15 protein-coding genes and 1 pseudogene are annotated in these 13,050 nt (G+C 69.8%); 8 read left to right on the forward strand and 8 right to left on the reverse strand.

Annotation, left to right across the window (positions count from 1 at the left end; all coding sequences use genetic code 11):
- The first annotated feature begins 1 nt into the window (after position 1).
- From ACIOD2_RS28665 to ACIOD2_RS28675, 3 genes are read left to right on the forward strand one after another with little or no spacing between them, the layout of a single operon-like run.
- On the forward strand, positions 2-205 hold the full coding sequence (locus ACIOD2_RS28665) for a hypothetical protein (protein WP_323337624.1): 204 nt from the start codon (positions 2-4) through the stop codon (positions 203-205).
- Complete coding sequence (locus tag ACIOD2_RS28670) at positions 202-1,644, forward strand: sodium:solute symporter (protein WP_400544495.1); 1,443 nt, start codon at positions 202-204, stop codon at positions 1,642-1,644. The genes ACIOD2_RS28665 and ACIOD2_RS28670 overlap by 4 nt, the downstream gene beginning before the upstream one ends.
- On the forward strand, positions 1,641-2,843 hold the full coding sequence (locus tag ACIOD2_RS28675) for an amidohydrolase family protein (RefSeq protein ID WP_400544498.1): 1,203 nt from the start codon (positions 1,641-1,643) through the stop codon (positions 2,841-2,843). Before ACIOD2_RS28670 ends, ACIOD2_RS28675 begins: the two co-directional genes overlap by 4 nt.
- A 4-nt stretch (positions 2,844-2,847) precedes the next feature.
- Here the strand turns inward: ACIOD2_RS28675 and ACIOD2_RS28680 are convergent, their stop codons facing one another.
- The 6 genes from ACIOD2_RS28680 to ACIOD2_RS28705 all read right to left on the reverse strand — a co-directional run bounded on the left by ACIOD2_RS28680 (position 2,848) and on the right by ACIOD2_RS28705 (position 7,951).
- A complete protein-coding gene (locus ACIOD2_RS28680) occupies positions 2,848-3,588 on the reverse strand; it encodes a hypothetical protein (RefSeq protein WP_400544501.1) in 741 nt (246 codons plus the stop codon).
- A 187-nt stretch (positions 3,589-3,775) separates the two neighbouring features.
- Entirely contained in the window at positions 3,776-4,573 is a 798-nt protein-coding gene (locus ACIOD2_RS28685) for an alpha/beta fold hydrolase (RefSeq protein WP_400544504.1), read from the reverse strand.
- Positions 4,574-4,582: 9 nt separating this feature from the next.
- Complete coding sequence (locus ACIOD2_RS28690; RefSeq protein ID WP_400544507.1) at positions 4,583-5,626, reverse strand: NAD(P)H-dependent flavin oxidoreductase; 1,044 nt, start codon at positions 5,624-5,626, stop codon at positions 4,583-4,585.
- Entirely contained in the window at positions 5,623-6,345 is a 723-nt protein-coding gene (locus tag ACIOD2_RS28695) for a CoA-transferase subunit beta (RefSeq protein WP_400544510.1), read from the reverse strand. Before ACIOD2_RS28695 ends, ACIOD2_RS28690 begins: the two co-directional genes overlap by 4 nt.
- Complete coding sequence (locus ACIOD2_RS28700; RefSeq protein WP_400544512.1) at positions 6,342-7,205, reverse strand: CoA transferase subunit A; 864 nt, start codon at positions 7,203-7,205, stop codon at positions 6,342-6,344. Before ACIOD2_RS28700 ends, ACIOD2_RS28695 begins: the two co-directional genes overlap by 4 nt.
- Complete coding sequence (locus ACIOD2_RS28705) at positions 7,202-7,951, reverse strand: enoyl-CoA hydratase family protein (protein WP_400544515.1); 750 nt, start codon at positions 7,949-7,951, stop codon at positions 7,202-7,204. Before ACIOD2_RS28705 ends, ACIOD2_RS28700 begins: the two co-directional genes overlap by 4 nt.
- Positions 7,952-8,028: 77 nt before the next feature.
- On the opposite strand from ACIOD2_RS28705, the gene ACIOD2_RS28710 reads away from it, so the two are divergent.
- On the forward strand, positions 8,029-8,769 hold the full coding sequence (locus ACIOD2_RS28710; protein ID WP_400544518.1) for an SDR family oxidoreductase: 741 nt from the start codon (positions 8,029-8,031) through the stop codon (positions 8,767-8,769).
- Positions 8,769-9,668, forward strand: coding sequence for an SDR family oxidoreductase (locus ACIOD2_RS28715; RefSeq protein ID WP_400544521.1), 900 nt, complete (start codon positions 8,769-8,771; stop codon positions 9,666-9,668). Before ACIOD2_RS28710 ends, ACIOD2_RS28715 begins: the two co-directional genes overlap by 1 nt.
- Before the next feature lie 189 nt (positions 9,669-9,857).
- Here the strand turns inward: ACIOD2_RS28715 and ACIOD2_RS28720 are convergent, their stop codons facing one another.
- Together ACIOD2_RS28720 and ACIOD2_RS28725 are read right to left on the reverse strand one after the other, a co-directional pair.
- Positions 9,858-10,592 (reverse strand): Crp/Fnr family transcriptional regulator, encoded by a 735-nt coding sequence (locus ACIOD2_RS28720; protein ID WP_400544524.1) that lies wholly within the window; start codon positions 10,590-10,592, stop codon positions 9,858-9,860.
- A gap of 2 nt (positions 10,593-10,594) precedes the next feature.
- Positions 10,595-10,795 carry a hypothetical protein gene (locus ACIOD2_RS28725; RefSeq protein ID WP_400544527.1) on the reverse strand — a complete coding sequence of 67 codons (201 nt, stop codon included), beginning with the start codon at positions 10,793-10,795 and terminating at the stop codon, positions 10,595-10,597.
- Between the two features lie 681 nt (positions 10,796-11,476).
- Here ACIOD2_RS28725 and ACIOD2_RS28730 point away from each other — a divergent pair.
- From ACIOD2_RS28730 to ACIOD2_RS28740, 3 genes and pseudogenes are all read left to right on the forward strand, one after another.
- A complete protein-coding gene (locus tag ACIOD2_RS28730) occupies positions 11,477-11,860 on the forward strand; it encodes a RidA family protein (RefSeq protein WP_400544530.1) in 384 nt (127 codons plus the stop codon).
- A 104-nt stretch (positions 11,861-11,964) separates the two neighbouring features.
- A pseudogene (locus ACIOD2_RS28735) lies at positions 11,965-12,111 on the forward strand (DUF4236 domain-containing protein); the annotation flags it as partial.
- A 105-nt stretch (positions 12,112-12,216) separates the two neighbouring features.
- The gene (locus ACIOD2_RS28740; RefSeq protein WP_400546216.1) at positions 12,217-13,029 is read left to right on the forward strand and encodes a hypothetical protein; all 813 of its coding nucleotides are present in this window, start codon (positions 12,217-12,219) and stop codon (positions 13,027-13,029) included.
- Positions 13,030-13,050 lie beyond the last annotated feature (21 nt).

The raw sequence follows: 13,050 nt of genomic DNA on the forward strand, positions 1-13,050 counted from the left end.
CGTGCGCAGCTACCACTGGCCGCCGCTGCTCCCGGTGCTCGCGCTCGTCCTGATGCCGTTCCTGCCGTTCGTCAACACGACCGGGCTGTGGCTCGGGCTGCCGCGGATGGTGGTGTGGGGCGCGTTCTGGTGCCTGATGTTCACCCCGGCGCTGCTGTGGTCCGAACGCCTGCTGCGCGCGGCGGGGGAGGAGGACGACGCATGATCCTCACCTTCACCCTCGTCGGCATCGTGCTGATCGGCGTGCTCGGCTTCGTCGGCCGCCGCAAGCCCGTCGCCGACCTGGCCGAATGGACCGTCGGCGGACGTCGCTTCGGCGCCATGACCATGTGGTTCCTGCAGGCCGGGGAGGTGTTCACCACCTTCACCTTCCTCGGCATGGCCGGGCTCGCGTTCTCCGGCGGGGTCGCCGCGATGTACGCGCTGCCGTACGTGCCGATCGCCTACGTCGTGCTGTTCTTCCTCGCCAAACGGCTCTGGACGATGGGGAAGGACCGCGGTTACCTCACCCAGGGCGACTTCCTCGAGGACCGCTTCTCCAGCCGGACGCTCGGCACGCTGTCCGCGGTGCTGGGCGTGATCTTCGTGCTGCCGTACCTGCAGCTGCAGATCACCGGGCTCGGCCTGATCGTCCGGCTGGTCACCGGCGACAACGCGTCCGGCACGCTCAGCATGGTGACCGGCAGCGTGCTGATCGTCGCGTTCGTGCTGTGGGCCGGGCTGCGCGGCGTCGCGGCGACCTCCTACTTCAAGGACGGCGTCATGCTGGTCGCGCTGGTGGTGCTCATCATCGCCGTGCCGACGCACTTCGCGGGCGGGATCCCCGCGGTGTTCCACAAGATCGAGCAGCTGCACCCCGAGAAGCTGATCGTCCACAGTGGAGCCAACGACCACGTCTGGTTCATCACGAGCATGCTGGTCAGCGCCATCGGCGTCGGCCTGATGACGCTGCCGCACTCGTGGCCGGCGCTGATGTCCGCGCGGGACCCGAAGGTGCTGCGGCGCAACTACGCCTGGATGCCGGTGTACGAGCTGTGCCTGCTGCTGCCGATGGTCATCGGGTTCGCGGCGATCCTCGTGGTACCCAAGGGGAGCGCCTCTCACAAAGCAGACCCGAACGGCGTACTGCTGACCCTGTCGAAGGACGCCCTGCCCGGCTGGGTGACCGGCGTCGTCGTGGTCGCCGCGACGGCCACCGCGATGGTCCCGGCGGCCGGGATCCTGATCGGCATCTCGTCGCTGGTGGCGCGCAACATAGTCCGTGTCCGCAGCGGCCGCAAGCAGTTCTGGATCAACCACGGCACGGTTGTGGTCGCGAGTACCCTTGCCCTCGTGCTCGGCATCTTCCGGCCGGACCTGCTGGCCAACCTGCTGCTGCTCACCTATTCGGGCTCGGTCCAGCTGGCGCCGGCCAACCTGCTGGGCTTCTTCCGGCGCGTGCCGGTCGGCAAGGGCCCGGTGCTGGCCGGGCTGGTGGCCGGCGAGCTCGTGGTCATCTGGCTGACCTTTGTGGACACTCACCTGGTCGGCACGGTCAACGTGGGCCTGGTGGGGCTCGGCGCGAACGTCGTCGTGCTCGCACTGGCCGCTCTGGTCCAACGACAGCTGGTCCAACGACAGGCTTCTCCCCAGGAGGCGGCGTGACTCGCACGGTCTTCACCGGCGGTTCGGTGTTCGACGGCACCGGGGCGGACCCGGCGGCGGCCGACGTCGCCGTCGAACACGGGCGGATCGTCGACGTCGGCACCGATCTGGACGGCGACGAGAGCGTCGACTGCGACGGCGCGGTGCTGCTGCCGGGCCTGTTCGACTGCCACGTGCACGTCACGGTGTCCGACATCGGGCTGCTCGCGCGGGTGCAGAAGCCGTTCTCGTACCAGTTCTACGAGGCCGCCCGGAACCTGTGGGCGACCCTCGGGCTGGGCATCACGACCGTCCGCGACGCCTCCGGCGCCGACCTCGGCATCAAGCAGGCCGTGGACGACGGCCTGATCCCGGGGCCGCGGCTGCAGATCTCGATCGGCCTGATCAGCCAGACCGGCGGCCACGGCGACGCGTGGAGCCCGTCCGGGATGTGCGTCCCGCTGCTGGTGCCGCACCCGGGCCGCCCGGACGCGAGGGCCGACGGCCCCGACGAGATGCGCCGCGTCGCCCGCACCCTGCTGCGCGCGGGCGCGGACGTGCTGAAGGTGTGCACGACCGGCGGGGTGCTCTCGCCGCGCGACGACCCGCGGCACTCGCAGTACACGCCGGAGGAGCTGGAGGTCCTGGTCGCCGAGGCGGCCGCGCAGGGCCGTCCGGTGATGGCGCACGCGCAGGGCGCGGCGGGCATCAAGAACGCCGTCCGCGCGGGCGTCCGCTCGATCGAGCACGGAATTTATCTGGACGACGAGGCGATCGAGCTGATGCTCGGCCACGGCACGTGGCTGGTCCCGACCCTGATCGCCCCGGTGAACGTGGTCCGCGCGGCGGACGCGGGCGTCGACCTGCCCACGGCGGTCGTTGCCAAGGCCCGCGAGGTGGTGGAGGCCCACCGCGACTCGGTCCGCCGCGCGTACGCGGCGGGCGTCCGCATCGCGATGGGCACGGACAGCGGCGTCGGCCCGCACGGCACGAACCTCGAAGAACTGACCCTGATGGCGGCGTGCGGCATGACCCCGGGCGACGTCCTGGAGGCGACGACATCGTCGGCGGCCCGCTTGATGGGCCTGGACGGCGAGCTGGGCCGCATCGAGCCGGGCCTGCGCGCGGACCTCGTGGTGGTGGCGGGGGACCCGTACGACTTCCCGGGGCTGGCCGGGAACATCCGGGAGGTCTGGAAGGACGGCACCCGGGTGGTCTGAGGAATCATTGGCTCAATTCCGCATTGCCGAAACCGTAGAGGTAATTTCCGTTCGACGCGGACAGGTAACACTTGATCGTGAGTGTCCCCTTTTTGCCGAAAGTGAAATCCAAGGTGCTGGGTGCCTTGGCCGGCGACACGGTGAGGGTTTTCAGGACCGTGCCGTTGCTCGAGAACTCGATCTGGCACGAGGTGTCGTTCCGGATCACCGATGAATCCGGTGCTCCGTCCGCCAGGCCCATGGTGGCTTGGATGTGCGTGAAGGAACCGACGACATAGGTCACTCCGCCGTCGGCACCGGGTGCACATTCGATACCGATCCCGTGGGCATACGGGTTGCCTTGGATGGTGAGGCCTGAACTCGCGTTCAGGACATTGGGACTGCCGGAAGTCGGGGTGTCCTGCAGGTACTGGGTGCGCTTCACAGCGGTCGCCGCAGTCTCCGGGACCGGTCCGTCCGGCGGGTGCGCCGAACTGCTGGGAGGGGTCTCGGGTGGCGTGGTCGGAGCTGTGGTCGTCGACGTCGGCGGCGAAACAGGCGGCGTCGGCGTCGGCGTGGCCCCGCCTGCGGCGGAGGTGTCCTGGTGGGGTGGGGGGTCCACGCGGGTCTTGTCGTAAACGGCCAACGCCGCGGCTGCTGTGACCAGTACGCACAGGATGACGACGGCCACCTTGTTGGTCAATCGGACCGGTTTGGTCAGCCAATTGCCGAATATCCCGGCAACTGCGCCGACGATCACGGCCAAGATCGCGACTATCGCTTTGTCCATCGACACGTCATCCGGTATCTCGGCGCGCGGAGAAGCTCGCGCTTTCGCTCGGCGGGGGCTTGGGGAACCTGAACTCGATGCTTGCAGGTCGCTGCTGCGGACATGCGTGTTACAGGGTGGGGAAAACCCTCCGAGCTGCTGGATTGCCGGTCCGTCCCGCTGTTCAGCTCTCCGGGCTGAGCAGATCCCGCAGCGCGGCCGCGAACTTGATCGGGTTCCGCTGCGGCGCCAGGTGGGCCCCGGGCATCTCCGTGAACGGCAGGCCCAGTTCCAGCGCCAGGATCTTCGCCGGCTGGTAGTGGTAGCGGCCGCGGCTTCCCTCGCCGGCCACCGGGAGGACCTCCGTGGTCGCCCGGCGCAGCGCGCGCAGGTCCGGCAGGTAGTCGAAGAACGGCGTCAGCTCGCGGTCGAACAACCGGATCCAGTCGGCCTCGTGGGGCAGCCGGAGGTTGGGCAGGTTCGGCAGCGCGGCGCCCGCGATCGCGTCGGCGAACCGGGTCACCGCCGTCATCAGTTCACCCGATCGAGCCAGCTGGACCTGTTCGGCCGCCGCTTCGAGCCAGCTGCTTCCGTCCGGCATCAGGTGGACCGCCGGGGGCTCGTGCGCGACCAGCGTCGACACGCGGTCCGGGTGGCGGGCGACCAGCTCGAGGCCGATCAGGGCGCCCGCGCTCGAGCCGAACACCAGGGCCGGGGCGTCCGTCACGTGGTTCAGCACCGCCAGCGCGTCGGCCGACTGCAGCGCCACCGGGACCGGGCCCGTCGTGGTGTCCGTGCTGGCGAAGTGCCCACGCCGGTCGTAGGTGACGACCGTGAAGTGCTCGTACAGGTGTTTCGCCAGCGCGCGGTAGGCGTCACCCGATCCGGTACCGCCCGAGATCAGCAGCAGCACCGGCCCCTCGCCGCCGCGGCGGACCTGGAGCTCACCGTCCTCCACCGGGCAACGGCTTTCCGAGATCATGCCCGAAAGTCAAGCACACAGCCCGCGCAGGATTCCTTCGGCGTCGCTCACGATCCGTTCGATCAGGTCACCCACCCGGGGGAGATCCGCGAGCAGCCCGACGACCTGCCCGGACGCCAGCACGCCGGCCCCGAGGTCACCGTCGACGAGCCCGGCGCGCAGCAGCATCGGCGTGTTGGCGGCCATCAGCACCTGCGCCCACGTCCGCTGCCCGCCGCGCTTCATCCGGACGCCCTCGCGCACCAGCGAGGCCCACGAAAGCCCGGTGAGCCGCCGGAACCGGACGGCGTTCGCCGCGGCCCGGCCGAGGCCGCCGAGCGTCCCGGACGACTCCAGCCCGTCGACCAGTCCCGTCCGCAACACACGGTGAGGAAGGCCGTCGACCTTTCGGGTGACGACGGTGCCGTTCAGGTCTCGAGCCAGGTAGGCCTGCTTGACGGCGTCCGGCACGGTGCTCTCCTGCGTCAGCAGGAACCGCGTGCCCATGCCGATCCCGGCCGCGCCGTACGCCAGCGCCGCGGCCAGTCCGCGCCCGTCGAAGAACCCGCCCGCCGCGACCACCGGGATGTCGACGGCGTCCAGCACCGACGGCAGCAGCAGCGTCGTGGCCACCCCGCCGGTGTGCCCGCCGCCCTCGCCGCCCTGGACGACGACCGCGTCCGCGCCCCATGACGCCACCTTCTCGGCGTGCCGCGCCGCGCCCACCGACGGCACGACGACGACGCCGTGGTCCTTCAGCTTCGCGATCATGTCCTTCTTGGGGGCCAGCGCGAACGACGCGACCCGGACGTTCTCACGGATCAGCAGGTCGACGCGGCGGCCGGCGTCGTCGGCGTCCGCGCGCAGGTTGACCCCGAACGGCGCGGACGTCCGGCTCTTGACCTCCTTGACGGCGGCTTCCAGCTCGTCGAACGTCATGGTCGCCGAGCCGAGGATGCCGAGCCCGCCGCCCTCCGCCGTCGCCGACACCAGCCGCGGCCCGGCCACCCAGCCCATCCCGGTCTGGACGACCGGGTGCCGGACGCCGGTCAGCTCGGTCAGCCGCGTCCTCATTCCGGGACTTCCTTCTCCCGCAACGACTTCGGATCCAGCTCGGCGATCAGCTCCAGCTCCTCGGCGGTGGGCTCCCTCGACACCGCCACGTCGTCGGTGACCAGCGGGAACCCGGTCGCCGCGACAACCTCCTCGACCGTGACACCGGGGTGCGTGGACACCAGCCGCGCCGCGTGGTCCGGCCCGCCGAAGTCCAGCACGCCGAGGTTGGTCACCACGCGGTGGACGTCGTGGTAGCGCAGCCCGGCCTCGCGTGCCCGGGGGTAGCCGACGCCGGACACGACGTCGACGTGGTCGACGAACACCCGGGTGCTGTGCCGCGGCACCCAGTAGCTGGTGCGGTGGTTGGCCGTGTTGCCCGGCCCGCCGCGCACGCCGAGCAGCTGCTTCTTCGGCTTCTCGTGGTCGCCGATGGCGGAGATGTTCTGGTTGCCGTGCCGGTCGACCTGGTTGGCGCCCATCACGACGTGCCGCTTCCCGTGCGGCACCACGGTGTCCAGGACCTTCCGGAACGGCTGCCAGCCCTCGATCACCGGCTTGCCGACGGGACTTTCGAGCAGGTACGCCTCGCCGTCCGACAGCAGCAGGTCCGGCTCGAACGTCAGCCGCGCGAGCCGCGCGCCGAGCGCCGGGACGTAGCCCATCGGGCTGATCAGGATCTCGCCGTCGCCGCGGAACAGCTCCGCGCACGCGACGACCGCGACGTCCGCGCGCGTCATGCCGCCTCCTCCGCGAACCGCGTGACGGCCCGCTGGTAGTCCGTTTCGCCACCGGACAGGAACCGGTCCGCGAACGCCGGCCAGGCGTCCGGGTCCTTCGCCGCCGCGGCGTAGTGCCGCTGGAACCGTTCGTCCCGCCCGTAATCCGGTGCGGCGGACGTGAAATGGGCGCCACGCGGGGTTTCGACGACGCCGTGGACGCTCGCACGGTTGAGCAGCAGGCTCTGCACCGGCGCGGTCGCCGTCAACTCGTCGGTCGGCACGACCTTTTCCGTTGACACGTAACACTTGTCGGCGGCCAGCGCGAACAGTTCGTCGAAGTACGGGTCCGGGCCGAGGTACTGCGCGTTGCCGCGGGCGTCCGCGCGGTTGAGGTGCACGAGCGCCGCGTCGAGGCGCAGCGCGGGCACGGCGAGCAGCTCCTCGCCGTCCTCGTAGGGGGAGCGGACGGTCTTCAGCGACGGCGAGAACGTCATGACGTCGGAGCCGAGCCCGGCGCGGGTCGGCAGGAACGGAAGCCGTTGCGCCGCCGCGGAAAGACCGGTACCGAGGATGCCCTCGTCGTACTCGGTGACCTCGATCTCTCCGGCTTCGCGGACCCGGTTGAACCACGGGTCGAACGGCACCGAATCGAGCGTCACGAACCCGAAGACCAGCCGCCGGATCTTGCCCGCCGAAGCCAGGAGCCCGACGTCCGGGCCGCCGTACGAGACGACCGTGAGGTCCTTCAACGGCGACCGCAGGATGGCCCGAACCAGCGCCATCGGCTTGCGCCGCGAACCCCAGCCGCCGATGCCGAGCGTCATGCCGTCGCGCAGTTCGCCGACGACGTCGTCGGCGCTCATCCGCTTGTCGCTCAAGGCTTTCCCTTCTCGAGGAAGTCCTGCCGCGCGCCGTCCGAGACGCCGGCGAGGTTGAGCTGGAACGTGAAGCCCTGCTCGAACCGGTAACTGCGGTGCACGGGCTGGACGTCGATGCCGTTGATGGCCTGCTTGGCCGCGCGGATCACGCGGGTGTCCTTCGCGGCGATCTGCCGGGCGACGGCGAGCGCGGCCTCGTCGAGTTCTTCGCGGGGTACCACGGCGTACACCGAACCGTGGTGGTGCAGCTGCTGCGCGCTGATCTTCGAGGCCGTGTAGTACAGCGCGCGCATGAGGTGCTGCGGCACGAGCCGCGCCAGGTGCGTTGCGGCGCCGAGCGCGCCACGGTCCACTTCGGGCAGTCCGAACTCCGCGTCTTCGCTGGCCACAACGATGTCCGCGTTGCCGACCAGTCCGACACCGCCGCCGAGGCAGAAACCCTGCACCGCCGCGATCACCGGCACGAGGCAGTCGTACACCGCCGAGAACGCCGCCGCGCAGCCCTCGTTCGCGCCGATCAGCGCGTCGTACCCCGGGTCGCGCTGGATCTCCTTGATGTCGACGCCCGCGTTGAACCCGCGGCCTTCCGCGCGCAGGACGACCACGTGCACGGACGGGTCGCGCCCGGCTTTCTCGATCGCCTCGGCGAGGTCGAACCAGCCGCGCACGCTCAGCGCGTTCACCGGGGGAGCGGCCACGGTGACCACGGCGATCCCGGGCTCCGGGGTGTGCGTCGAAACCGTCATCGGCACCCTCTCGCGGTTAACAACCTAGCACTTGCTTGGTACGTTAGCATCGGGACGACAAAAGCGGGAGGTCACCGGTGGCCCTGGAACTCGGCTTGGACGGCGCGGTCGTCCTGGTGACCGGCGGCGTCCGTGGCGTGGGCCTGGGGATCTCCCGGGCCTTCGAAGCGGCGGGCGCGCGGGTCGTGACCTGCGCGCGCCGGACGCCGGAGTCGCCACCGGGCGAGGCGTTCTTCCCTTGTGACATCCGGGATCCGGACGCCGTCGACCCGCTGGTCGAGGCGATTTCCGCGCGTTTCGGGCGGCTGGACGTCCTGGTGAACAACGCGGGCGGCGCGCCCTTCGCGGACACGGCGACGGCGTCGCCGCGCTTCCACGAGAAGGTCGTCGGGCTGAACCTCCTGGCGCCGCTGATCGTCTCGCGCGCCGCGAACGCCGTCATGCAGGGCCAGGAGCGCGGTGGCGCGATCGTCAACATCAGCAGCGTGAGCGCGCTGCGGCCGTCGCCGGGGACCGCGTCCTACGGCGCGGCGAAGGCGGGGCTCGACAACCTGACCGGCACGCTCGCCGTGGAATGGGCGCCGAAGGTGCGGGTCAACGCGCTCGACGTCGGCATGGTGCGCACGGACAACGGGTACGGCGACCCCGCGGCGCTCGGCGCGACCGTGCCGCTCGGCCGGCTCGCCGAACCGGCGGAAGTCGGGGCGTGCGCGGTGTTCCTGGCCTCACCGCTGGCGTCCTACGTCAGCGGCGCGCGGCTCGTGGTGCACGGCGGCGGCGAGCGGCCGGCGTTTCTGGACGCGATGGAGGAGAAGTGATGAACGGGCTGGTCGAAGGACGCGTCGTGATCGTCACCGGCGCCGGGCGCGGGATCGGCCGGGCGCACGCGCTGGCGTTCGCCGCCGAGGGCGCGCGGGTGGTCGTCAACGACCTCGGCGCGGCCCTGGACGGCCGCGGCGGCGAAGCGGGCCCGGCGCAGCAGGTCGTCGACGAGATCCGCGCGGCGGGCGGGGAAGCCGTGGCGAACACCGACGACGTCGCGTCCTGGGACGGCGCGGCTTCGCTGGTCCGTTCGGCCTTGGATGCCTTCGGCGGCCTCGACGTCCTGGTCAACAACGCGGGCTTCCTGCGCGACCGGATGCTGGTCAACCTGGCCGAGGACGAGTGGGACGCGGTCGTGCGCGTCCACCTCAAGGGCCATTTCGCGCCCCTGCGGCACGCGGCGGAGTACTGGCGCGGCGAGGCGAAGGCGGGACGCACGCGGACCGCGCGGGTGATCAACACGAGCTCCGGCGCGGGCCTGCTGGGCAGCGTCGGCCAGGGCAACTACTCGGCGGCGAAGGCGGGCATCCTCGGCCTGACCACGGTCGCGGCCGCGGAGTTCGGCCGCTACGGCGTCACGGTCAACGCGATCGCCCCGGCCGCCCGCACCCGGATGACGGAGAAGACGTTCGACATGGCGGCTCCCGACGACGGCTTCGACGCGATGGCGCCGGAGAACGTGTCCCCGCTGGTGGTCTGGCTGGGCAGCCTCGAGTCGTCGTCGGTGACGGGCCGCGTCTTCGAGGTGGACGGCGGCCGGGTGGGCCTGGCAGACGGCTGGCGCCACGGCCCACAACGCGACAAGGGGGCGCGGTGGGCACCGGCGGAGCTGGGTGCGGTGGTGGCGGAGCTGCTGGCGGAATCCGTGGACCCGGAGCCGGTCTACGGCGCCTGAAGTACTTGGCCGGCAAGTACCTTCCGGCGGCGACCGGCTCCGGATCCACGGTGTACCGCTACCCGGTCCGGGCTCGGCGATCTTGTAACGGCTCGTGGACGGCCCGCGACGTACCTTGCGTTACTCCATCGGCCGGAGGGTTGTATGCCGCATCGAGGTGGACATCGTGGCGTGGTCGGTCATGCGCGTTCATCTCAGCTGCCCTTCGTCGGCGTCGTCGACGAAGTACGGCTCCGCCTTCAGCAGCTTGCGGTGATCGCGGAAAACCTGCTTGTGCACCTTCAGCGACCGGTACCCCCTCTCGATGCGGCCGTCCTTGAACCTCTCCAACTCCGTACTGACGGACGCGACGGAGCCGCCGATCGCGGCCGCGACGTCCACCAGCCTGAACCCGATGTCGATGGTGACCGTGTGGGAGTCGTCCTCGGTGCCGTGGCGCTGCGCCTGCCGGTAGAGGAAAGCCAGGAGACGATCGTGGACCTTGTGCGCGGCGAAGGCGAGCGTGGCGTCGCGGACGCGGCCGCGCTCGGCGATCGCCGCCATCAGGAGCAGGGCCGCCTTGGGGTGGCGCTCCAGGAACCGGACGAACGCGACCCGGGGAACCTCGAGCGCGGTGGCGTCCTTCGTCACCGTGAGGGACACGTGGCTCTGCTTGTTCCGCAGGCAGGCTTCCGCGCCCAGGATGTCGCCGGCGCCGCTCACGTCGACGATCATCTCGTGGCTGCCCGGCAGGGCCGTGCGCCCGACCTTCACGATCCCGGAGCGCAGGAAGTACACCGGCGCGGCCAGGTCACCCTGGTTGCAGATCTTCGTGCCCGACTTGCACTCGATCATCCGTCCGGCACCCCGCAGGGCCTTGTAGTCCTGTACGGGAAGCTGCTGGATGACGTCCCACTGAGCGTCACCGATGTGCGTGCTGGGCATGCTCAGGCCACCGCCGTCGAAAGTGCGGACAAGATCACCGGAAGTGTCGCGACGAGTGACGTCACCGCGGCGAGGAAAACGACGGGGTGCCGGGTCGGGCGGGCCAGCAGCAACCGCGCGAGATACGCGATCAACATCAGATAAAAGATCGCGACGATCGAAAAGGTGATCACAGCCAAATGATCACGACTGGTCTGTACCATATGTGGTGTACCTCTTTGCTGGTTGTTTCTTCGCCGAGTCCGTGCAGGGGTGGCGGGGAAGCTCGCGTGGTCAGGGCGCCCGTCACCGGTTGGGGTTAACCAGACTTTAGAGGGTGGTCATCAGGTGGCCTAGAAGTAACACGGTGTTACGTGCAGGTGAACCCATCCGTGTTCAAGTAAGGCTGACCTCTCTTGACGTCCTCTTGGTTGAGGTCGAATGTTTACCCTGGGTGACAGTCGATGACAATAGGGACGACCCTGTCGAAAGTCGAACGAGTGAATGCCGTCTCGACAAATAAATGGCTCGAAATTCCTGATTCTGAACCATTCGGCTCCGACTGTTGGTAGCGTAAGTGCTGCGCAGGGTCTGTTCTCTTCGTCGAGTCCGGCTTGCTGCGGCAAGACGTGAGCCGTGGTCCGGGGGTGGTTCCCCGGCTCGGCTCACGTTTGTTGCGGAACGTGACCGGGTGCTGTTTTGCTTCTTGCGTTCCGCAAGCGCAAAGCGAAAATTTCGGTCGGCAAAGCTACGGAACCGTAGGTTTGGGTTCGCTGTGTGACCTACATCACAGGGTGATCTCGAGGTTGAATTTTCACGGATGTTCGGATCGTGAACCGATGTTCGTCGGCGCCTGGCCGGCTCCGCGCCGAAACCGGGTTGCGGCGGGCCGCTAGCGTGCGGGTATGGCGCGACGAACCATTCTCAGCGGCTCCACCTTCGAGGAGCAGATCGGCTACGCCCGCGCGGTGGTCGACGGCGGACGCGTGTACGTCTCCGGCACCACCGGCTTCGACTACTCGACCATGACGATCCCCGAAGACGTCGTCGAGCAGGCGGCACAGTGCCTTCGCAACATCGAGGCGGCGCTGACCGAGGCCGGCTGCACCCTCGCCGACGTCGTCCGGGTGCGGTACCTGCTGCCGTCGCGGGCGGACTTCGAGCCGTGCTGGCCGGTGCTGCGCAAGGCCTTCGCCGACGTCCGCCCGGCCGCGACGATGCTGGAGTGCGGCCTGGCCGACCCGCGCATGAAGATCGAGATCGAAGTGGACGCACACCTGCCCGGCTGACCTCCCCGTCACGCGATGATCTCGGCCCGGTTGCGGTCGGTGTGCCCGCGTAGCAGACGCCGTTTCCTGTCCGACTCCGTGTCGGACAGGAAAGCGAGGCACGGATGTCCATCTACCTGCGCACGAGTATCCGGCTGGGGCCGCTACGGGTGGGGGTTTCGAAGTCGGGAATCGGGGTTTCGGCGGGGATTCCGGGGCTGCGGGTCGGCGCCGGTCCGCGGGGGAGCTACGTGCGGGTCGGACCCGCCGGAGTGTCCTACCGGGCGACCGCGGGCGGGCGGCGCTCCAGCGCTCGTGGACCTGTGCCGACCTCCGGTCCGGCATTGCCGGAGCCCGGCGAGGTCGTGCTGTCCGACGTGACTGGCAAACGTGCGGAAGAGCTCCTGGCGGCGACTCCCAGCACGCTCGTCGCGCAGCTCAACGCCGCGGCGGGAGCGCACCGGGTGTGGCCGTGGGCGCTCGGGGCCACCTTGCTGCTGGCCGCCGCGACGCCGTGGGTCCTCCTGATCGGCGTCCCGCTGACCGTCTGGCTCGGCTGGCGGGACAACGTCCGCCGCACGGTGGTGGCCTTCTACGAGGTCGACGGTCCTGTGCAGCGGCAGTTCGAGCGGTTGCTCAGGTCCTTCGACGACGTCCGCGGGGCGCACAGCGCTTGGAGCACCGTCGCGCGAGGCGATCTGGAGACGAACTACCAGCGCAAGGTCAACGCGGGCGCGGGTTCGCTGGTCCGGCGCGAGCCGCTGCGCCGGGGACTCGGCGGCTCGGCTCACCTGAAGTCGAACATCGCCGTTCCCTCTCTGGAGTCGGCTACCCGGTCGGTCTACTTCCTCCCGGATCGCATCCTGGTGCGGGATCGGAACACCTACGCCGACCTGGCCTACGGCGCGGTTTCCGTCTGCCCGGGAACGACCCGGTTCATCGAAGACGGGGCGGTGCCGCCCGACGCCGTCCAAGTGGACACGACCTGGCAGTACGTGAACAAACGCGGCGGCCCGGACCGGCGGTTCAAGAACAACCGCCGGTTGCCGGTCATGCGTTACGGCGAGGTGGATCTCTCGACCGCGCAGGGGTTCGCCGTGCACTGGTCGTTCTCCGCGGAGTCGGCCTCGCGGGCGCTCTCCACCGGTTTCGCCGAGATGACTCGGCTTCCGGGAGCCATGGCCGGCTGACTCTGCTTGCTGAAAACTGTC

Origin of the sequence: Amycolatopsis sp. NPDC088138, from assembly GCF_044741685.1 — a bacterium.
Classification (GTDB): Bacteria; Actinomycetota; Actinomycetes; order Mycobacteriales; family Pseudonocardiaceae; genus Amycolatopsis.